Genomic DNA, 21133 nt, shown 5'->3' with positions numbered 1-21133 from the left:
TTTTACTATATAAAGCTTTAGTTTTTATTTTAAGAATATTTAATAAAGATAAAGAAAACACTACAAAGGAAATAAGTAGTGTTTTCCATAGAAGAACAATAAGAAATCGCAAACTTATTGTTTAGTTTATGAGAATTCGCATTTTTTCATAAATATATTGTTGTTATTATTTATTAAAATTTATATGATAAATTAACTTTAAAGTTTCTTCCAACTTCATAAGCAGTATAACCTTCATTACCAAAATATGTACCAAAGGCTGTATGTCTAGTGAATTTTTTATCTAAAACATTATCTATACCAAAGCTAACTTTTGCACCTTTTATTGCAGTAATATCATAACTTGCACTTACATTATGAACAGCATAACCACTTCTTTTTACTTTTTCATCAACTTTATATTGATATTTATTCCCTGGAACAAATTCACCGCTGTAGTTTAAGAATAAATTAGCTGTTGCTTGATAATCTAGTCCAACTTTAAATGTATGAATTTTAGCAGTTCGTGGATCAATAACTGAACCATCTTCTAAAGATTTATCTTCACCATCTGTATAAGTATGACTTGCATTTAAGCCAAATTTGTCTTTTTGATATTTAAATACAGTTTCTAATCCCCATATTTTCATATCTGATTGTGCTTCTATAGCACCATTTTTTGTTGGATGTAAATAGTTATCTACATTATAAGTAAATGCTGTAAAACCAAAGATAGAACTATCTGCATTTAAAGCATGTGATAAATCATAATCAAACCCAACTTCATAGTTATTACCAGTTTGTGGTTGAGTATCATCAGATTGAACAATATTATCATTCAACATTAATGTTTCACCTAAACTTGGACCTTTAAAAATTCGTCCATAGGCTGCTCTTAATTTTAATTTATCTGTTGCTTGATAAGAAGATTTAAATTTTGGAGATAGTTGCTCAAATTTACCACTATAAAAGCCACCTAATTCATGAACATCATATCTTGCACCAATATTTAAAACTAATCTATCTAAATCAATTTCATCTTCTAAATAAAGACCATAAGCTTCAATTTCACCTTTTCCAGCAACACTTGAAACTTCAGTTTCCCCTGCTCTTGAACCTGTTGAATAAACAGCTAAACCATCAGCTGTTTTTGATTGTTCTTCTTTAGAATAATCAACACCATAAGTAATTAGATGATTACTTAAAATTGAACTATTTCTTAAATCAAAACCTACAACTTTATTTTCATAAGTTCTTTCAGGTTGAATTAAATCTCCATCAACTACACCATTTGTACTATAATCTTCTGTTAATGAATCTCTAACTAACTTTTGAGTATTTGAATAAGCTTTTGCTTCTATTTTTACCAATTCATTATCAGGAGCATAAGTATAATTTAATGTATAAGTATCTCTTGTTATTTCATTATATGGATTAGTTTCATCATTTCCTGGTTTTTCACCTGAAAGTTGTCTATCTCCACCATCATTGTATGTATTATATGCTAATTTAATAGTATTATATTCATTTGGTTTAAAAACCACTTTTAGTAAACCACTTTTTAGCTTACTTTCTTTTGATGTAATTGTTTGACTTGAAGGAGTATGTAATTCACCATCTTCTGTAATATTTCCGATTCCAACAAACTCAATTTTGTCATTAAGTTTTGAGAAAACTGCAACACTTGTTTTTTTTCTTTCATATCCACTTTCATAACCAGCAGAAATTTTTCCACCAAAAGTTTCACCCTCTTCTAAAAAATCACTTGGATCTTTTGTTTCATAAATAAATGAACCATTTATTACACCAGCTCCACTTAAAGCAGAATTTGGACCAAGTTCAATTGAACCAATTTTTAACATCTCTGCATCAATTGTTTGATCACCTGAATGATGAAAAAGTTGTCCTGACATTTTTGCACCATCAATTGTAATATTTGAAGATTTATCTTCTAAACCTCTTACATAAACTTTTTGTGAATATCTTGCACTACCATCTACTATTACACTTGGAAGTGATTTTAAAATATCTTTAACATCATTTGCTTGTAACTTTTCTAACCTAGAAGATGTGATACTTTTTACTTGTGACTCAAAAGCTGTATCTGTTACAGAAACTTCTCCTAAAGATTCAGCTTTTGCTTGTGTAGTACTTATCGCCATACTTGCAGCTAACGATAAACTTAATATAATTTTTTTATTTTCTTTCATTTTTTTCCTTATTTAAACTAATTTTTAAATGATAGTGAGTATCATAACCAATAAAAATCACAAAATAATCACAAAAAGGTATTTAGTGCATAATTTAACAAATTTAAAACAACTTGATAATGAAATAAATGTTTTAATAGTAGAAGATGAAATTGTTTTAGCAATGGCTTTAGAACTAAGTTTAAGCCAAATGGGTTTTATGGTAAGTGGAATTGAATCAAATACTAAAAGAGCAATTTCACATGCAAGAAATAATATCCCTGATATTATACTTATGGATATAAACTTAGCGTCAAGTTCAGGGATAACAGCCGCTAATGAGATATGGAAAACATTAAAAATACCTATAATTTTTCTTACATCATATTCAAATGATAAAACTATTAAAGAAGCAATGGAATGTGAACCTTATGGATATTTACTCAAACCATGTAGAGATAAAGAATTAAAAATTACAATAAATATGGCAATACATAAACATAACTTTTTCTTTAAAAATAAAAACAGTTATAAAATAATAGAAAGTAAATACATACACATTGATGAAAATATTAAGTTTGATATTAGTAAATCAGAATTATATAAAGACAATAAGCAAATAAAACTTACCAAAAATGAAAAAAAGTTATTTGAAATTATGTGTGAGAGACCAGGTAAAATAGTAAATTTTGAACGAATTTCTACATATATATGGAGAGAAAGTATTTATGATAAAGGAAGACTCCGAACATTGATTTATAGATTAAAAATAAAACTTGGTACAAATATATTTGAAAACTTATATGAATTAGGATATAAAATAAAAGTGGTTAATTTTGAGTAATTTTCTACTTTTTTTAATGACTTTATTTTTTACAATTCTTGTAACTTACTTTTTATTTAAAAAACTTTTTAAAATAGATGAGTTAAAAAAATCATTAGAAGATAAAGATATATTATTACAAGAAATACATCATAGAGTAAAAAATAATTTAGCATTAACAATTAGTTTAATTAAACTTCAACAATTAAAAATAAAAGACACTAATACAAAAAATATTTTAAATGATATTCAAGAAAGAATTTACACTATGGAACTAGTCCATAGAATGCTTTACGAATCAAATAATTTTAATCAAATTCATATGAAATTTTATATTGATACTTTAGTAAATGAAATTTCAAAAACATACAAAAATACAAAAGATGTAAAGGTTATTTTGAATATAGATAATATTTTTTTAGATATTGAAAAAACAATACCTTGTGCATTAATTTTAAATGAGATTATAACAAATGCTTTTAAATATGCTTTTGTAAATAATCCAAATCCTATATTAAATATTTCAGTAAAAGAAGATAATTCTTTTTACATATTAGAAATAAAAGATAATGGAAAAGGTATTTCAAGTGATATAAATATTTATCAAAATAAAACATTAGGACTAAAATTGATAAACAATATTTCAAAATTACAACTAGCAGGTAATTTTGAATATGTAAATAACAATGGTGCCTTATTCAAAATCATATTCCCAAAAAATAAAGTATAAGAGATTATAAAAGATTTAAATATATTATTTATAACTTATTCGATAGAATAGAAAATCAAAAAAATCAAGGAAGTAACTTGAGTCTTCACGACAAACTTATAAACTTAAAAAAAGAAATTCATAAAGGTGTAATAGGTCAAGAGGAGATGATTGATTCTATTATAATAGGATTACTAACTTCTGGTCATATATTATTAGAAGGTGTTCCAGGACTTGCTAAGACAACTGCTGTAAAAGCTGTATCAGATGCAATTGATTTAAACTTTAAAAGAGTTCAGTTTACACCTGATTTATTACCAAGTGATATTGTAGGTGCTCAAATCTATGATATGAAAACTGCTGAGTTTAAAATAAAAAAAGGTCCTATATTTACAAATCTTTTATTAGCAGATGAAATTAATAGAGCACCTGCAAAAGTACAATCAGCCCTACTTGAAGTTATGCAAGAAAGACAAGTTACAATTGCTGATGATACATTTAAAATTGATACTCCATTTTTAGTACTAGCTACTCAAAATCCAATCGAACAAGAAGGTGCATATAGTTTACCTGAAGCACAACTTGATAGATTTATGTTTAAAATTGTTGTAAATTATAATAATAAAGAAGAAGAGTATGAAATAGCAAAAAAAGTTACTATGAACTCTTTTGAAAAAATAGAAAAGATAATGGATAAACAAACACTAGAACTACTTAAAAAAGAGGTTCAAAATATACATATTGATAAAGAACTTGAAGAGTATATTGTAAATATAATTGATGCATCAAGAAATCCAAAAGATTATGAGCTTGAAGAATTAGACGAGTTAATTCACTTTGGAGCAAGTCCAAGAGCTACAATTGATATGTTTAAAGCTGTAAAAGCAAATGCATTTATAAGAGGTAATGATTTTGTTTCACCACTTGATGTAACTATGGTTATAAAAAATGTACTAAGACATAGAATTATTTTAACTTATGAAGCACAAGCGAAAGAAATTGATGTTGATACTATTATTCAAAAAATTATTGAGAAAGTTAATATTCCATAAAAATGAATCAAGCTTTAAAAAAAATACTCATAAAAACTAAAAAACAAGTTTTTTCAGAAATCATAGGAAATAATGTCTCATTTCAAAAAGGCGAAGGTTACGATTTTTGTGAACTAAAAGAGTATGAATATGGTGAAGATGTAAAAAATATCGACTGGGTTATATCTGCCAAAATGCAAAAACCATTTGTCAAAGTTTTTCACTCACAAAAAGAGCTAAATATAAAAATTGTATCTTTGCTAAATGGTTCTACTTATTTTGGAACAAACAAGTTTAAACAAGAACTTATAACTGAAATTGCAAGTATTTTAGGATTTATTTGTGTAAAACAAGGTGACCCTTTTGCTTCATATATAGCAAATGAAACCTGCGAACTTTGTACTAAAAAATCAAAAAAAATATTTAATGTAAATTTTATGGCACAACAACTTTATGATTATAATGTAATTGGTAAAAATATTGATTATGATTATCTTACAAATGATTTATTTAAAAAAATACATCATAAATCTATCATTTTTTTTATTGGAGATTTTTTTGATATTGAAAAACTTGATTTAAAACTATTAAGTAAAAAGCATGAGATATTTGTAATTATAGTTCGAGATAAGTTTGAAGAAGAACCAAATGAATTAGGAAATGTAAATTTTAATGACCCTGCTACAAATCAAAATTTTGAAGGTATTTTAAATAAAGATACAATTATTAACTATATAAAAAAAGTAAAAGAAAATGACCACAAGTTATTTACTCATTTACAAGATAATGCAATTAGATTTGTCAAAATCTATACAAATGAAGATGCTACAAAAAAATTAATAGGACTTTTAAGATAATGAATGAAGATATAGCTTCAAAAATACATGATATAAAAGATATTGTCAAAATTCCTGATAATAGTATATTTATTTATTATGGATTAATTTTTGTAGCATTATTACTAACTTTGATTATTATCATCTTTATTATCAAATATTTTAAAAATAAAAAAGTAAATCAAAGAAAAATCTATTTTGATATTTTAAAAAATATAGAGTTTAAAGATTCAAAAAAAGATGCTTATACAATTACCAAATATATTAGAATTCTAGCACAAAACAAAAGAGAGAAGATATTAGCAAATGAGCTAATAAATGAACTTGAAGAATATAAATATAAAAAAAATGTACCAAATATAACTACAGATATAAAAAACAAACTAAATACACTTTTAGGAATAATTGATGTTTAATGATATTAGTTTTGAATTTCCTTATGTCTTATTATTGATTTTAGTATTTATATTTTGTTCAATATATTGTAAAGCAAAGAGTCCTAGTTATTTTATTCCACATTTAAATATATTTCAAAAATCAAATCAAAAGTCTAGTATGCTAATGAGTATATTAAAATTTTCAATTATTATACTTTCTATAATCGCCCTAGCCTCACCTATAAAAATAAATGACACACAATTAATAAAAAATGATGGAATAAATATATTATTAGATCTTGATGCAAGTGGTTCTATGAATTATAATGATTTAGATAAAAATGATAAAACAAAAAATAGATTTGATGTTGTAAAAGAGATTGTAAAAGATTTTATGCAAAAAAGACCCTCAGATAATATAGGTTTAGTAATATTTGGTGATTCTGTAATGATGGCAAGTCCTCTAAGCTTTGATAAAGATACACAAAGAGAAATAATAGATTATTTAGAAGTAGGAATGATTGGAAATCAAACAGCACTAATAGATTCCATTGCAAAAAGTGTACATATCCTAAAAGATAAAAAAGCAAAATCAAATGTAATTATAGTTTTAAGTGATGGAACTGATAATGCTAGTAAAATACCACTTAAAGTAGTAATGAAACTACTAAAAAAATATAATATAAAAGCTTACACAATAGGAATAGGAAACTCAAATAAAGAAGTTTTAAATTATATTTCATCGTCATCAAATGCAAAATCATATACTGCTTATTCAAAAGAAGATTTAAGTGCTATTTATGAAAATATCAATAATCTTGAAAAATCTAAAATTGACCAGAATAAAATAATATTAAAAGATTATCTCTTCTTTTATCCACTGTTTTTTGCTGTATTATTTCTAATTTTATTTATTTACTTAAAAAATAAAGAGTAAAAAAGTAAAAAAACTATTCTAATAATTTAATTTAATCTCTATTTTATTTAACTAGTAAATACTAGTTAAAATTCACTACAAATTCCATTTTTCAAATATTTGTATAATTTACATACTATTTTTATGTTTTAAAAATATAATTTATATGCTATATTCAAGCTATAGAATAGATGTATGCTTACACTCTTAATAAAAAATTATGAAAATAAGGAATAAATATGTATAAAATGTATTTATTAGAATCATGAAACATTCTTACAAAATAAAAAAAGGAAATAGAACTTACCTTTTTAAAAATTTAGCGGATTTAATGGCAAAAGCAACACCTAAAAGAGCTGGGGATATGTTAGCTGGTGTTTGTGCTGATTCTTCCCAAGAAAGAGCTATTGCACAAATGAGACTTTCTGAAGTTCCTTTAAAAACTTTTCTTGAAGATCTTTTAATTCCATATGAAAACGATGAGATTACAAGATTAATTATTGATAAACACGATAAAGAAGCTTTCAAAATAATTTCAGATTTAAATGTTGGTGAATTTAGAAACTGGTTACTAAGTGATTATACTTCTAAAGAATTAATAAAAAAAGCAAGACCAGGAATGACACCTGAAATGGTAGCAGCTGTTAGTAAAATAATGCGAAACCAAGAGCTGATAATGGTTGCTAAAAAATGTCCTGTTATTACATCTTTTAATAATACAATTGGACTAGAAGGACACTTGTCTACAAGGTTACAACCAAATCATCCTACTGATGATATGATGGGTATTGCAACTAGTATGCTAGATGGATTATTATATGCAAATGGTGATGCTGTTATTGGAATTAACCCAGCTACAGATAATGTAGAACAATCTATCAAACTAATAAATCTAATGAATGATGTAATAAACAAATATGAAATACCAACACAATCGTGTGTTTTAACTCATGTAACAAATACTATAGAAGCTATTAACAAAAAAGCACCTGTTGATTTAGTTTTTCAATCAATTGGTGGAACAGAAGCTACAAATACAAGCTTTGGTGTAAACTTAAATATTCTAAAAGAAGCACATGATGCAGCTTTATCTTTAAATCGTGGATCAGTTGGAAATAATGTAATGTATTTTGAAACAGGACAAGGAAGTTCTTTATCAGCAAATGCAAACTTTGGATTAGATCAACAAACTTGTGAGGTTAGAGCTTATGCAGTTGCAAAAGAGTTTGATCCATTATTAGTAAATACTGTTGTTGGTTTTATTGGTCCTGAATATTTATTTGATGGAAAAGAGATTACAAGAGCTGGATTAGAAGATCATTTTTGTGGAAAGCTTTTAGGTTTACCAATGGGTTGTGATATTTGTTATACAAATCATGCCGATGCAGATCAAAATGATATGGATAATTTATTAACACTTTTAGGAGTTGCTGGATGTAATTTTATTATGGGTATTCCAGGGTCTGATGATATTATGCTTAACTATCAAACAACATCTTTTCATGATGCATTATATGCAAGAAGAGTATTGAATCTTGACCCTGCTCCTGAATTTAAACTTTGGTTAGAAAAAATGGAAATTTTTAAAGATGCAAATAATTACATTTTAAATGATGATATTCCAAAAAGTTTTTCTGCTTCTTTACAAAAAGTAATAGGAAATTAATTATGTCTGATTTAATAAAACAAGATAAAGAAACAACTGTTATTCAAAACCCATGGGCTTTTTTAAGAGAACATACAGAAGCTAGAATTGGACTGGGTAGAACAGGAGTTAGTATTCCAACAAATCACTTATTGGATTTTCAATTAGCACATGCGCAAGCACAAGATGCAGTTCATTTACCCTTAGATACAGAACACGTTGTTGATCAATTAAATAAAATATCTGTAAATGTTAATTTATTAAGTAATACAGATACAAGTGAGCTTTTTCAAGATGGATATTCTCCTATTTTATTACATTCTCAAGCAGTAAATAGAGTTACTTATTTACAAAGACCTGATTTAGGTAGAAGATTAGATTCTAATTCTTGTAAATTATTATCAAAAAGTATTGATCAAACAAGAGTTCCTTATGATTTATCCATTGTTATAGTAGATGGACTTTCTTCTTTAGCAATAAAAGAAAATGCAGTAAATTATATTCAAATCTTATCTCATGCCCTAGCTAAAGATAAAAATCAATGGAAACTAGCTCCTATTACAATTGTTCATCAAGGAAGAGTAGCCGTAGGAGATGAAGTAGGAGAAATATTAAAAGCAAGAATGACTTTAGTATTAATTGGTGAAAGACCAGGACTAAGTTCCCCAGATAGTCTTGGTTTATATCTTACATATAATCCAAAAGTAGGACTTACAGATGCAAATAGAAATTGTATATCAAATGTTCGTTCAGATGGATTGTCTTATGAGGAGGCAGTAAAAAAAACAATGTATTTATTAAACGAAGCCAGAAGATTAGAACTATCAGGAGTAAATCTAAAAGATAGAACAAGCGATGATACACTAGAAAGTAGTATCAATAATGAAAATTTTCTTATAAAATAAAGGATTATAAATGAGCAAAGCTCACATAAGTAAAGAATATCTTGAAAAAAGACAATTAAAAAAAGGAACAGCTGGTTGGTTATTATTAACAGGGCTTGGAATCTCATATGTAATATCAGGTGATTTTGCAGGATGGAATTTTGGTATTGCAGAAGCAGGATGGGGAGGATTTGCTATTGCTGCTTCTTTAATGGCAATAATGTATTTATGTTTAGTATTATCACTAGCAGAAATGTCAGCATCAATTCCAGCAGCAGGTGGTGGATATAGTTTTGCAAGACAAGTAATGGGACCAGCAGGTGGATTTCTAACAGGACTTGCCATATTAATCGAATATGCATTAGCACCAGCTGCTATTGTAATTTTTATAGGTTCAGCGGTTGAATCACTCATAGGAATAAATGGACCTATTATATATGCTCTTTTTTATATTGTATTTATTAGTATTCATTTGATTGGTGCGGGTGAAGCTTTAAAAACTATGATGATTATTAGTGCCTTAGCTGTGTTTGCAATTATTGCTACAGCTGTTTCACTTTTTGGACATTTTGATTCTTCAAACTTATTTGATATAGCAGTTTCTACAGAAGCTTTTGGTGCTAGTGAATTCTTACCAATGGGTTGGTATGGAGTTTGGGCTGCATTACCATTTGGTATGTGGTTGTTCTTAGCAGTTGAAGGTGTTCCTTTGGCAGCAGAAGAAGCAAAAGACCCAGCTAAAGATGTTCCAAAAGGTATTATTGGGGCAATGATATTCTTATTATTTACAGCTGTTTTAGTTGTATTCTTAGTAGCAGGTGCAGCAGGAGCTGATACAATTGGTAAAAGTGCTGTTCCTTTAGTTGATGCATTAAATGCAACAGGAAATGAAACATTAGGAACTATGGTAAATGTACTTGCATTAGCAGGATTAGTAGCTTCTTTCTTCTCTATTATTTATGGTTATAGTAGATTAGTATTTGCACTTTCAAGAGCTGGTTATGTACCACAATTTTTATCACTTACAAGTAAGAAAAAAACTCCAACTTGGGCTTTAATCATTCCAGGTATCATAGGATTTTTGGCTTCATTAACACAAGAAGGTGATTTAATTTTAGGAATGGCTGTTGTTGGAGCTACAATTTCTTATGCACTTATGGCATTAAGTCATATTTTATTAAGAATTAAAAATCCAGATATGCCAAGACCTTATAAAACACCAGGTGGTGTATTTACATCATCTATTGCATTAGTTCTTTCTATTATTGCATTAACAGGAGTTTATGCTTTTGATCCAAGAGCTTTCAACTATACAATTATTTTATATATTTTAGGAGCTTTATATTACTTCTTCTATAGTAAAAATCATTTAGTTGCAAAAACAGCAGAAGAAGAGTTTGCTTTACTTTCAAAAGCAGAATCTGACTTGGAACACGAATTATAATAAACTAACTCATTTTAAACAAAGGAATAAGATAAAACTTATTCCTTGTTTTAACAACTTAACTTAACACGATGTAAAACTTCATAAGGACCTTGAATATCTTTAGTTTCATATTTAGCAAATACTATTTTATCAACTCTAAATTCAATATCAGGCAAAGAAAAATCAGAAATATTTTTAACTATTTCAGATGTTTTATACTCTTTATTATAAAACCCTAAAGTAATATGTGGCGTATAATTAGCTGCATCAATCTCTTTTGAAGTATTATTCAAAACCTTACGAATAAAATCCAAGTTAGAAAAAGAATCCTCAATAGCAAGATAAGGACAAGTAGAAAAACTATTAAAATCTTTTAATTTTAAAGAAAATTGTTTGATATTACTTTTTTCTAGTTCGTTGATTTGTCTTTTTAGTAAATCTTCAGAAAAATACTCATCAGATAATAAACCAGAAGCAACCAAAGTAATATGAGCTTGACGTAAATAATTAGGATGTAAAAAAGAAGATAAATAATTCTGATAACTTTTTATTTTATTTTGACACTCAAAAGTTGAAACTTCAATTGCCCAAAAACCAAAATACTCAATACCCTTGTGCCATGTAGGAAAATCTTGTAATGCAATTGGATATGTTGTGTTAGATTCTAGAAATTTTGAAAACATATTTATTGATTAAACCTTTTTTTGTGAATATCTTAGCAAAATATTTTTTAAATACTTTGGTTTTTTATCAAGTAGAAAAATGTTCTTTTACTAGGCATTATTAAAAGAAAAGAAATTCCCTAGTTCAGAATAATAGTCTATAAATAATTTCTAGTTTTCTCAAAAATTATTTTAAAACATAATATACGTTTTAAGCTTAATCTTTTTACTTATATGCTACATTACATTTAATATAAATACATATTATTCGTTTTAAAAGGAAAATTCTAAGTTATGAAAATATTAAAAATAAAAGCAAATGGTCTTAAATTATTTCCTAAAAATCTGGAAATTGATTTCACGACAACACAGCGTGTTAGGAATGATAAAAGTGAAATGTTGCATAAAATATCCCCACAAATTTATCAAAATAATGCAATTGCATTTGTTGGAATTAATGCATCAGGTAAAACAACAACATTAAAGGTGATTTCTTTCATAATTCAAATGCTTAATAATGAACCAATAAATAAGATAGAAAACAATAGTATATTAAATGGGTTAAGAGGAAAAGACAAAATTATTTTTGATATTTACTTTAGTATATTCTCAGACTCTATATATAAATTAGAGACAACAATAATAAAGAGTGAATTTAGTGATGAAATTGAAGATAAATTTGTTATTGAAAGTGAGCAATTATGGAGAAAAGATATTAAGAGTATTAAAACAAAAAAAAATATATTTAACTTCACAGATTTAATACCAATACAACTTAGAAAAGGTGATGAAGAGTACTTACCTGATGATGTTAGTATCATCATATCTTTAAATAAAAAGAACAATATTAAAATTAATTTTGAGGATTTAATTAATTGGACAAATATAAATTTAGTTAGGATGTTCGGAGAATTTCCACATGAATTAATAACATTTCTGGATTCAAGTATTGAATATTTAAAATCTAATATTATAAAAGAAGGTAAAGATGTTGAAATTAAGTTGAAATTTAAAAATAAAGAAGAAATTTTAATGAACTCACCAGTTGAATTACAAAAATATTTATCATCTGGAACAATAAAAGGAATTAATGTCTTTATTAATGCAATGTTTGTGTTGGCTAAAGGTGGATATTTAATTATTGATGAGATTGAAAATCATTTTAATAAAGAGCTTGCAGTTACACTAGTTAGATTTTTTATGAATCATAAGGTGAATAGAAAAGGTGCTGTAATTTTATTATCTACACATTACCCAGAATTATTAGATGAATTTGAGAGAAATGACAATATTTATATCACAAGAAATAATGGTGGAATTAGTGTTGAAAATCTTTCTAATATATTAAAACGTAATGACATCAAAAAAAGTGAATTGTATCAAAGTGGGTATCTACAAGGTACTGTACCAGCATATGAATCTTTTATAGAGTTTAAAAAAGCATTAATTAGATATGGAGAATAATCGTGAATTTAGATGGCTATATAGCATGTATTTGTGAAGGTAATGCAGAGCAGGCTATAATGGAATTATTATTAGATTCTAATAAGCTCATATTTAATAATGATCAATTATTAGAAAATGAGATAATTCGTTGTAGAGCTGCTAAAGAATTTGAAAAGAGATATTTAAGAAAAGGTTTTAGTGAAAAAATAACTGTATTAAGAATCTTGGATTCAAGAAAAGAAAATTTTAACTTGAGTAAAGCATATGTAGACAAGATTTCTGTAATTAATATTATTACAGCTCCTGAAATTGAGATGTTCATTATTTGTAATGAACATAAATATAGTGAATGGAAGAAATCGAGAATGAAACCAAGTGAATTTTGTAAAATAATACTAAAGTTTAGTAGTGTTAAGCGATATGATTTTGTAAAAGACTATTTCAATGATATAGATAAATTACTTGAAAGCATACATGAATATTGTAGGGTTTCACAAATCAAAAAAGGAGAAAATACACTTTTTGATTTATTGAAATAATATACTAATATATCTAACAAAATACATGGAAGAAACAAGTGTAAAAGTAAAAACTTCGAGCTTTTATACCTCAAATAAATAAAAATGAAAGAATAATAATAAAGGTGTTTTATAAACTAGAGCTTCAATTCAATAGTCATCTTAAATAATATTGTACACAAACTCATAGTTTTAATGGTAAATTATGTACTAGAAATTTATCTGAGATAAAGGGTTAATTAATATATAAAAAAGTCAACAACTCATACAATATCATTTTAACCACTATGAGTATATAAAAAAATAGATGATTTAAAAAGTGGTAAAACTAAAGTTCTACCACTTGAAGTTGTATTTGCTCAAGCTGAAATTAAAGTTTTTAAAACTGGCTAAAGCCTCTACTCTTTATTCAAATACTTCAAAACTTCTTCTTTATCAGAAAATGCTAGTTTTTTATCATAGATTATTTGAGTAGTTTCATCGCCTTTTCCAAGGATTAAAATAACTGAATTTTCATCAGCCATATCAATTGCTTTTCTAATAGCTGATTTTCTATTTACATCAACTTGAACGCTTTGATGGTTTTTGATACCTTTTAAAATATCTTCAATAATCAAATCAGGGTCTTCAAATCTTGGGTTATCACTAGTTACGATTATATGTTTTGCATAATTAGCAGCAACTTGTCCCATTAGAGGTCGTTTATCTTTATCTCTATCTCCACCTGCTCCAAATACACAAATGATGTCTTTATGTGCAAAGCTTTGTAAAACTTCTTTCATTCCATCTGGTGTATGTGCAAAATCTACAATCACAAGAGGTGAAGATGAAATTATTTCCATTCTACCACTTACTCCTGCAAAGTTTTCAAGTGCTTCACAGATTTCATCTAAAGGTTTAGAAGTTGTAATATGAACAGCACTTAAAGCTGCCATTAGATTGTATACATTAAAAATACCCATCATAGAAGATGAGAAAGAATGCATTTCCCCAAAATAAGAAAACATTACATGCATTCCATTTTTAAAAGAATATGCCCCTACTTTATAAGTTGAAGGTTCATCAAGTGAATATGCAAATCCATTTTTTACATTGTATTTTACTATTTTATCATCTTTATTGATTAGTTTTTTAGTCTCATCAGAAAAAAATGAATTTTTAATATTGATATACTCTTCTATTGTTTTATGATAATCTAAGTGATCTCTTGTAATATTAGTATGAATTTTAAGCTCAAAACTTAAACCTTCGATTCTATTTTGTTGTATTGCATGAGAGCTAACTTCCATAACAAAAAAATCACAATCATTTTCCATAGCTTTTTGTATATGTGCAAAGTTTCCAATTTGCATTGGAGTTGTTAAAGAATACTCTTCAACTCTTTTATCATTTATATAAAAACCACGAGTACCTTGAAGTGCAACTTTGTAACCTAAATCTAAAAGAATAGAATAAATAGCAGCTGCTGTTGTAGTTTTACCATTTGTTCCTGTAATTCCAATAATCTTAATACTTGACATATCAAGATAATTTTTTAAATCAGATGAATTGATAATTTCTTTACATCCATTATCAATTGCACCTTGTTTAAATCTCTCATTATGAGATGAAAGAACAAAAGCAACATTTTCATTTGCTTCATTTGAATTATCTGTAAATATTTTATTGTTGATTGTTAATTGCAATTTTTTTCTCTTCTAATCGTTTATATAGTTTTTCAATTTCATCATCATAAGCAAAGTATTCATTGAAACCATCTAAATATGAATATGCTGTAGTATTAAAATCATTATCAATTAATTTAGTAACAAAATCAAAAAAATCATCTTTATTTTCAATTGCAACTTTTGTAGAAAACATAATATCCTCAAAAGCGATTCTAAAAGAACCTCTTGAGTTTATAAGTTTTTTAAAATCTTCATATTTAATAGCATCCAATGCATCAACTGTTGAAATACTCAGTTCTTTTAGAACTTCCATCATTTTGTCAATATCACCATCATATGCATCAATAATATCTTCAACATAAGCAATAGCATTATCTAAATTTTCTTCCTTAACTACAGAAAAATAATCATAAAGTGACATTGCTTTTTCTTCATCTTCACTTGCAATATCACAAAATAATGCATAAATTGGGTACTCTTTATTTTCTTTAAAAGTTGATGATAATTGAGAATATAAAAATAAAGCTTTTTCAAAATCTTTTTGTAAGAAAAAGCTATTTGCCTCATTTAATAATCTACTTTCATTTATCATTAAAGTTCCTCTAATTTATCTTCCATACCAGCTGGTACATTTACAATATCAAGGTCAGGATGAATTGCAGCTTTTAGTTCTTTTTCAACAATAAATTTTAAAGTACTCCCACTTGCACTACAGCCAACACATGAGCCTTGTAACTGTACAAATACTCTTGCATTTTTAATAGTTAATAACTCAATAGCTCCACCATCACGTGCTAGCATAGGAGCAATTTTTGTTTTTATAATAGAACTTACAGGGTCTAGTAAGTCCTCATCTGTAAATGGCATCATATTATTTTACCTCTTTTGCTTTTTTCTTAACTAAATATATTCCAACAGCAGTAAGAGCTAAAATTACTCCTATTGTTTGGAATACAAGTGTTAATGTTACTTCTTCTTGAAACATATTATTTCCTAATTTATCACTTCTTCACATCTTGAACAAAGAGAATCTTCTTTTGTTGAAGTGAATTTCCAACATCTTGGACATTTATGCATTGAAGCTTTATAAACTTCAAAAATACTTCCATCTATTTCAAATGAACCTAATACTTCACTATCTTGTTTTTCACTAGAAAGTGAAGAGATTATAAACCAATCTGCTGATTCTGTATTATTTAAACTTAAAATATCTTCATTATTAGTATACATATCTAATTCAAGTGTTGATTTAATAACTTTTTCTTTACTTAATGCATCTTTTATTTCAGAGAATTTCTCTTTTGCTAATAATAATGTTTCTGCATTAATAGAAACTTCAACTTCTGGTAAAATTACTTTTTTATAATCAAAAATATCTTCACAATCTTGTTTTATAAAAGCAGGTGCATAAGTTAATAATTCATCCATAGTATATGTTAAAATACAAGCAAGTGTTGAAATTAACTTCTTAGCAATTAAAGCCATAGCACTTTGAGATGCTAGTCTATGAATATCATTTTTATCATCACAATATAATCTATCTTTACAAACATCAAGATAAATTCCAGATAAATCAACAACTAAGAAATTGTTTAATTTATTTAAACCTTTTGAAAATTCATAAACTCTAAATGATTCTTCAATTTCATCAAATACTGATTTTGCACGTGAAAGAACCCATTTATCTAATGGACCCATTTTATCAACAGCAATAATTTCTTCTAAATCACTTACATTTGCAAGTAAGAATCTAGCAGTATTTCTAATCTTTCTATAAAGTTCAGCATTTTGTTTTAAAATATTATCAGATATTTTTAAATCTGATTGATAATCACTCATAGCAACCCATAGTCTTAAAATCTCAGAACCGTATTGCTTCATAACTTTTTCAGGAGCAATAACATTTCCTTTTGATTTAGACATTTTTTCACCCTTTTCATCAACAGTGAATCCATGAGTTAAAATTGACTTATAAGGAGCAATTTCAGATGAAGCTAAAGTTGTTAAAAGTGAAGATTGGAACCAACCTCTATGTTGATCACTTCCTTCTAAATACATATCAGCAGGGAAAGTACCAGCATCATAATTTCCTGATCTTAAAACTGCATTTTGAGTTGAACCTGAATCAAACCATACATCTAAAATATCTGAAGTTTTTTCTAAATCTTCAGGATTTAATCCACTATTAGCAGGTAATAACTCTTCAATTGATAAATCATACCAAGCATCACAACCTTTTTCTTCAAAAATCTTAGCAGTATGAGTTAATACTTCTTCATCAAAAATAATCGTATCAGTCTTTTTATTTCTAAAGAATGCAATTGGAACACCCCAATCTCTTTGTCTTGAAATACACCAGTCAGGACGACCATCTAACATTGCTCTTAATCTATTTCTTCCCCATTCAGGATAGAAAGTTAAATCTTCAACAACTTTAAGAGCATTTTCTCTTAGTGTTTTCTTTTCTTTTCCATACTCATCATCAATAGAGATAAACCATTGTTTAGTAGCTCTAAAAATAATTGGTGTATGCGTTCTCCAACAATGTGGATATGAGTGAGTAATATCTACTCTTTTTAATAAAGCATCACCTAACTCTTCTAAAATTGGTTCATTTGCTTTAAATACATTAATACCTAAATATTTATCTGTATTCTTAAAAAGTTTTTCTCTTACAATCGTTTGGTCATATTTTCCAAAAGCGTCAACAGGCATAATTACTTCAAGGTCATATTTTAAACCTACTTTATAATCATCTTCACCATGTCCAGGAGCAGTATGAACAGCTCCAGAACCTGAATCCATCATTACGTGTTCACCTAAAATAATTTTAGACTTTCTATCGTTTAATGGATTAATTGCAAAAGTATTTTCTAAATCATTTGGATTAATAGTTTCTACAATATCACCTGAAATTACTTCATTTTCAATAAGTGAGTTATATAATTTTTTAGCAACAATAAATTTATCACTTGTTAAAACATACTTTTCTTCACCATTAAGTGAAATACCAGCATTTGCAGGAAGTGTCCAAGGAGTTGTAGTCCAAATAACAATACTTGCATCTAAAGTTTCATGTTTAAAAGCAACATAAATAGATGGAGATACTTTATCTTCATGCTCAACTTCTGCTTCAGCAAGAGCAGTTTGTGCAGCCCATGACCAATAAACAGGTTTGCTTCTTTGAATTAATAAACCTTGTTTTGCAATTGCACAAAGTTCTCTATAAATATTAGCTTCAAATTTAAAATCCATTGTTAAATAAGGATTTTCCCAATCAGCAATAACACCTAATTGTTTAAATTCATTTCTTTGAATATCTACAAATCGTCCAGCATGATCTCGACATAATTGTCTTAATTTAGATTTTGGAAGTTCTTTCTTTTTTGTACTTCCAATTTTTTCTTCAACTTTTTGTTCAATTGGTAAACCATGACAGTCCCAACCTGGAACATATCTAATTGATTTTCCATCAAAATAGTGAAATTTATTTATAATATCTTTTAAAATTTTATTTAAAGCATGTCCAATATGAATATGTCCATTAGCATACGGTGGTCCATCATGTAAAGTAAAACTTGGAGCTCCAACTCTATTTTTTTTCATTTTTTCATAAACATTTTGTTCATCCCAAAGTTTATATTTCTTTGGTTCATTTTGAGGAAGATTCCCTCTCATTGGAAACGCAGTTTTTGGTAGTAGTAAACTCTCTTTATAATCCATTTTCTTAGTACCTTCAATTATCATATTTATTATTTTTCATTAAGTCGTCGATTATATCTAAAATTTATTAAAATTTATATAATCCAATATAGTAAAAAGTGCAATAATTTTACATTATGTATAAATAATGTACATTACCCTATTTCTTATTACAATAATTGCTGTTACCAAACTCTATATTTTATTGATTTATTGTACAATTTCTATATTTATTTAGCTTAAGCACAACTTTAATGTGCTAAAATTTTCCGATAATTAAACAATACATTAGGAAGTATATATGAACGAAAAACATTATGAAGTCGTAATTGTTGGTGGAGGAATCTCTGGCGCGGCGTTATTTTACGAGTTAGCAAAGTATTCTACGGCAAAAAATATTTGTATGTTAGAAAAGTATGAAGCATTAGCTACATTAAATTCAAAAGGTACTAGTAACTCTCAAACAATTCACGTAGGTGATATTGAAACAAACTATACTTTAGAAAAAGCTAAAATTACAAGAAGAACTGCAAAAATGATTGAAAAGTTCTGTTTACAACATGATTTACAAGATAAAATTATGTTTAAACATCAAAAAATGGCTTTAGGTGTTGGAAAAGAAGAAGTTGAATTTATTACTAATAGATATAATGAATTTAAAGAATTATTCCCTTATTTAGAATTATGGGATAAAGAAAAATTAAGAGAATTAGAGCCTAAACTAGTTTATGCGGATAAAGCTCAAACGGTTGATAGACCAGAAGAAATTGTAGCAATGGGTACAGGTGACCAATATACTACTGTTGACTTTGGAGCTATGACAAATGAATTAGCAAAAGCAGGACAAGCTGCTGATGAATCTAAAACAACAGATATTTTCTATAACTCAGAAGTAGAAGATATTGAAAGAGTTGGTGAAAAATATAAATTAACAACTGTTAATGGTACTGTTTATACAGCAGATTTTGTTGTTGTAAATGCAGGTGCTCACTCATTATTCTTAGCTCATAAAATGGGTTATGGTAAACATATGGGTTCTTTATCAATGGCAGGTTCATTCTATATTACAAGTGGAAAATTCTTAAATGGTAAAGTTTATATGGTTCAAAATGATAAATTACCATTTGCTGCACTTCATGGCGATCCAGATATTTTAGAAGATGGTAAAACAAGATTTGGTCCAACTGCTCTTGCTCTTCTAGTATTAGAAAGATATAAAGGTGGAAAATCATTCTTCCAATGTTTAAAAACATTAAATCTTGATGGAAGTATTTTAAAAATCTTCTGGGATTTATTAAAAGATTCAGATATTAGAAATTATGTATTTAAAAACTTCTTATTTGAAGTACCAGGTATAAACAAAGGTTTATTTGTTAAAGATGCTAAAAAAATTGTACCATCATTAACAAAAGACGATATTGAATATGCAAAAGGATTTGGTGGTGTTAGACCTCAAGTTCTAAATAAAGATGAGAAAAAATTAATGCTTGGTGAAGCATCATTAAGTGAAGGTAATGGTATTATCTTTAATATGACTCCATCTCCAGGTGCTACTTCTTGTTTAGGAAATGCAGAAAGAGATATAAAAGTAGTTTGTGATTACTTAAATTTAGATTTCAATGAAGAACAATTCTTAAAAGACTTAACTGAAGACGAAATAGCTAAATAATACCCTTATAAAGTAAGAGATATACTCTCTTACTTTATTCTAAATTTAAAATATACTTCAAAATAATAAATTACTTCTAAAGGATTATAGAATGTATGATGAAATTTTTAATAAAGAAGATATGATAAAACTTCAAAATATACTAAGAGATAAAAAACAATCAATTACAACAGCAGAATCATGTACAGGTGGTTTAATAGCCCATATGATTACTAAAATACCTAATTCATCAGATATTTTTAATGGTGCAATTGTTTCATACTCTAATAATATCAAACATCAAGAATTAGGCGTAGAAAATAACATACTAAATAGCTTTGGAGCAGTTAGTAAAGAAGTTGTAAGCCAAATGCTTGAAGGTGTAAGTAAAAAATTTGAAGCACAATATGCAATAGCAGTATCAGGTATAGCAGGTCCTTCAGGAGGTTCAAAAGATAAACCAGTTGGTACAGTAGTAATCGGTTGTATCGGTCCTCTTGGTGAAAAAATAATTGATATTCATCACTTTAAAGGCTCGCGAGAAGAAGTACAAATTCAAGCTGCAAAAACGGGGCTTTTAAAAATTTTAAAATTTATTAAAAAAACTATTGACAAATAAAAAGAAATCTATTATAATTCCACTCCATTTTAAGAAAATAAACTTAAAATATAAGT

The 21133-nt window shown here is 27.0% G+C and carries 19 protein-coding genes; 13 read left to right on the top strand and 6 right to left on the bottom strand.

All coding sequences use genetic code 11. The features are described 5' to 3' along the window. Nucleotides 1-173: 173 nt before the first annotated feature. A complete protein-coding gene (locus D9T19_RS10880; protein WP_121628261.1) occupies nt 174-2189 on the bottom strand; it encodes a TonB-dependent receptor domain-containing protein in 2016 nt (671 codons plus the stop codon). 85 nt (nt 2190-2274) lie between these two features. Between D9T19_RS10880 and D9T19_RS10875 the strand changes: the two genes are divergently transcribed. From D9T19_RS10875 to eat, 9 genes are all read left to right on the top strand, one after another. Beyond that, nucleotides 2275-3012, top strand: coding sequence for a response regulator (locus tag D9T19_RS10875; RefSeq protein WP_228198002.1), 738 nt, complete (start codon nt 2275-2277; stop codon nt 3010-3012). Next, the gene (locus D9T19_RS10870) at nt 3005-3721 is read left to right on the top strand and encodes a sensor histidine kinase (RefSeq protein WP_121628259.1); all 717 of its coding nucleotides are present in this window, start codon (nt 3005-3007) and stop codon (nt 3719-3721) included. The genes D9T19_RS10875 and D9T19_RS10870 overlap by 8 nt, the downstream gene beginning before the upstream one ends. A 77-nt stretch (nt 3722-3798) precedes the next feature. Then, on the top strand, nt 3799-4752 hold the full coding sequence (locus D9T19_RS10865; RefSeq protein ID WP_121628258.1) for an AAA family ATPase: 954 nt from the start codon (nt 3799-3801) through the stop codon (nt 4750-4752). Between the two features lie 2 nt (nt 4753-4754). Beyond that, nucleotides 4755-5588, top strand: coding sequence for a DUF58 domain-containing protein (locus tag D9T19_RS10860; protein ID WP_121628257.1), 834 nt, complete (start codon nt 4755-4757; stop codon nt 5586-5588). Further along, entirely contained in the window at nt 5588-5983 is a 396-nt protein-coding gene (locus D9T19_RS10855) for a hypothetical protein (protein ID WP_121628256.1), read from the top strand. The genes D9T19_RS10860 and D9T19_RS10855 overlap by 1 nt, the downstream gene beginning before the upstream one ends. Further along, nucleotides 5976-6881, top strand: a complete 906-nt coding sequence (locus tag D9T19_RS10850; RefSeq protein ID WP_121628255.1) for a VWA domain-containing protein — start codon at nt 5976-5978, stop codon at nt 6879-6881. Before D9T19_RS10855 ends, D9T19_RS10850 begins: the two co-directional genes overlap by 8 nt. Before the next feature lie 310 nt (nt 6882-7191). Continuing rightward, entirely contained in the window at nt 7192-8526 is a 1335-nt protein-coding gene (locus tag D9T19_RS10845) for an ethanolamine ammonia-lyase subunit EutB (RefSeq protein WP_438942777.1), read from the top strand. 2 nt (nt 8527-8528) lie between these two features. Next, entirely contained in the window at nt 8529-9410 is an 882-nt protein-coding gene (gene eutC / locus D9T19_RS10840; RefSeq protein WP_121628253.1) for an ethanolamine ammonia-lyase subunit EutC, read from the top strand. 10 nt (nt 9411-9420) lie between these two features. Then, on the top strand, nt 9421-10833 hold the full coding sequence (gene eat, locus D9T19_RS10835) for an ethanolamine permease (protein ID WP_121628252.1): 1413 nt from the start codon (nt 9421-9423) through the stop codon (nt 10831-10833). A 50-nt stretch (nt 10834-10883) separates the two neighbouring features. Here eat and D9T19_RS10830 read toward each other — a convergent pair whose 3' ends face one another. Continuing rightward, complete coding sequence (locus D9T19_RS10830; protein ID WP_121628251.1) at nt 10884-11498, bottom strand: 2'-5' RNA ligase family protein; 615 nt, start codon at nt 11496-11498, stop codon at nt 10884-10886. Nucleotides 11499-11771: 273 nt separating this feature from the next. Between D9T19_RS10830 and D9T19_RS10825 the strand changes: the two genes are divergently transcribed. Together D9T19_RS10825 and D9T19_RS10820 are read left to right on the top strand one after the other, a co-directional pair. Further along, nucleotides 11772-12941, top strand: coding sequence for an AAA family ATPase (locus D9T19_RS10825; RefSeq protein WP_121628250.1), 1170 nt, complete (start codon nt 11772-11774; stop codon nt 12939-12941). Nucleotides 12942-12943: 2 nt separating this feature from the next. Beyond that, complete coding sequence (locus tag D9T19_RS10820; RefSeq protein ID WP_121628249.1) at nt 12944-13462, top strand: hypothetical protein; 519 nt, start codon at nt 12944-12946, stop codon at nt 13460-13462. Between the two features lie 377 nt (nt 13463-13839). On the opposite strand, the gene D9T19_RS10815 is transcribed toward D9T19_RS10820, so the two are convergent. The 4 genes from D9T19_RS10815 to ileS all read right to left on the bottom strand — a co-directional run bounded on the left by D9T19_RS10815 (nt 13840) and on the right by ileS (nt 18831). Then, a complete protein-coding gene (locus D9T19_RS10815) occupies nt 13840-15126 on the bottom strand; it encodes a UDP-N-acetylmuramoyl-L-alanyl-D-glutamate--2,6-diaminopimelate ligase (protein ID WP_121628248.1) in 1287 nt (428 codons plus the stop codon). Continuing rightward, nucleotides 15104-15700: a hypothetical protein gene (locus D9T19_RS10810; protein ID WP_121628247.1), complete on the bottom strand. Its 597-nt coding sequence runs from the start codon at nt 15698-15700 to the stop codon at nt 15104-15106. Before D9T19_RS10810 ends, D9T19_RS10815 begins: the two co-directional genes overlap by 23 nt. Continuing rightward, on the bottom strand, nt 15700-15978 hold the full coding sequence (locus D9T19_RS10805) for a NifU family protein (RefSeq protein ID WP_121628246.1): 279 nt from the start codon (nt 15976-15978) through the stop codon (nt 15700-15702). Before D9T19_RS10805 ends, D9T19_RS10810 begins: the two co-directional genes overlap by 1 nt. A gap of 123 nt (nt 15979-16101) precedes the next feature. Further along, the gene (gene ileS, locus D9T19_RS10800; RefSeq protein ID WP_121628245.1) at nt 16102-18831 is read right to left on the bottom strand and encodes an isoleucine--tRNA ligase; all 2730 of its coding nucleotides are present in this window, start codon (nt 18829-18831) and stop codon (nt 16102-16104) included. Between the two features lie 280 nt (nt 18832-19111). Here ileS and D9T19_RS10795 point away from each other — a divergent pair, with 280 nt between their 5' ends. Both D9T19_RS10795 and D9T19_RS10790 read left to right on the top strand, forming a co-directional pair. After that, nucleotides 19112-20479, top strand: coding sequence for an FAD-dependent oxidoreductase (locus D9T19_RS10795; RefSeq protein ID WP_121628244.1), 1368 nt, complete (start codon nt 19112-19114; stop codon nt 20477-20479). Between the two features lie 91 nt (nt 20480-20570). Then, entirely contained in the window at nt 20571-21077 is a 507-nt protein-coding gene (locus tag D9T19_RS10790; protein ID WP_121628243.1) for a CinA family protein, read from the top strand. Nucleotides 21078-21133: the final 56 nt, after the last annotated feature.

It is taken from the genome of Poseidonibacter antarcticus (genome assembly GCF_003667345.1).
In the GTDB taxonomy this organism is placed as follows: Bacteria; Campylobacterota; Campylobacteria; order Campylobacterales; family Arcobacteraceae; genus Poseidonibacter; species Poseidonibacter antarcticus.
The sequence above is the reverse complement of the archived record's forward strand: the minus strand, read 5'-3'. Positions and strand labels throughout refer to the sequence as shown.

Bases quoted from the DNA above. Each gene is read 5' to 3' on its own strand.
- D9T19_RS10880 (WP_121628261.1), bottom strand. From the start codon at position 2,189: ATGAAAGAAAATAAAAAAATTATATTAAGTTTATCGTTAGCTGCAAGT.
- D9T19_RS10860 (WP_121628257.1), top strand. From the start codon at position 4,755: ATGAATCAAGCTTTAAAAAAAATACTCATAAAAACTAAAAAACAAGTT.
- D9T19_RS10855 (WP_121628256.1), top strand. From the start codon at position 5,588: ATGAATGAAGATATAGCTTCAAAAATACATGATATAAAAGATATTGTC.
- D9T19_RS10850 (WP_121628255.1), top strand. From the start codon at position 5,976: ATGTTTAATGATATTAGTTTTGAATTTCCTTATGTCTTATTATTGATT.
- D9T19_RS10845 (WP_438942777.1), top strand. From the start codon at position 7,192: ATGGCAAAAGCAACACCTAAAAGAGCTGGGGATATGTTAGCTGGTGTT.
- eutC (WP_121628253.1), top strand. From the start codon at position 8,529: ATGTCTGATTTAATAAAACAAGATAAAGAAACAACTGTTATTCAAAAC.
- eat (WP_121628252.1), top strand. From the start codon at position 9,421: ATGAGCAAAGCTCACATAAGTAAAGAATATCTTGAAAAAAGACAATTA.
- D9T19_RS10830 (WP_121628251.1), bottom strand. From the start codon at position 11,498: ATGTTTTCAAAATTTCTAGAATCTAACACAACATATCCAATTGCATTA.
- D9T19_RS10825 (WP_121628250.1), top strand. From the start codon at position 11,772: ATGAAAATATTAAAAATAAAAGCAAATGGTCTTAAATTATTTCCTAAA.
- D9T19_RS10810 (WP_121628247.1), bottom strand. From the start codon at position 15,700: ATGATAAATGAAAGTAGATTATTAAATGAGGCAAATAGCTTTTTCTTA.
- D9T19_RS10805 (WP_121628246.1), bottom strand. From the start codon at position 15,978: ATGATGCCATTTACAGATGAGGACTTACTAGACCCTGTAAGTTCTATT.
- ileS (WP_121628245.1), bottom strand. From the start codon at position 18,831: ATGGATTATAAAGAGAGTTTACTACTACCAAAAACTGCGTTTCCAATG.
- D9T19_RS10795 (WP_121628244.1), top strand. From the start codon at position 19,112: ATGAACGAAAAACATTATGAAGTCGTAATTGTTGGTGGAGGAATCTCT.
- D9T19_RS10790 (WP_121628243.1), top strand. From the start codon at position 20,571: ATGTATGATGAAATTTTTAATAAAGAAGATATGATAAAACTTCAAAAT.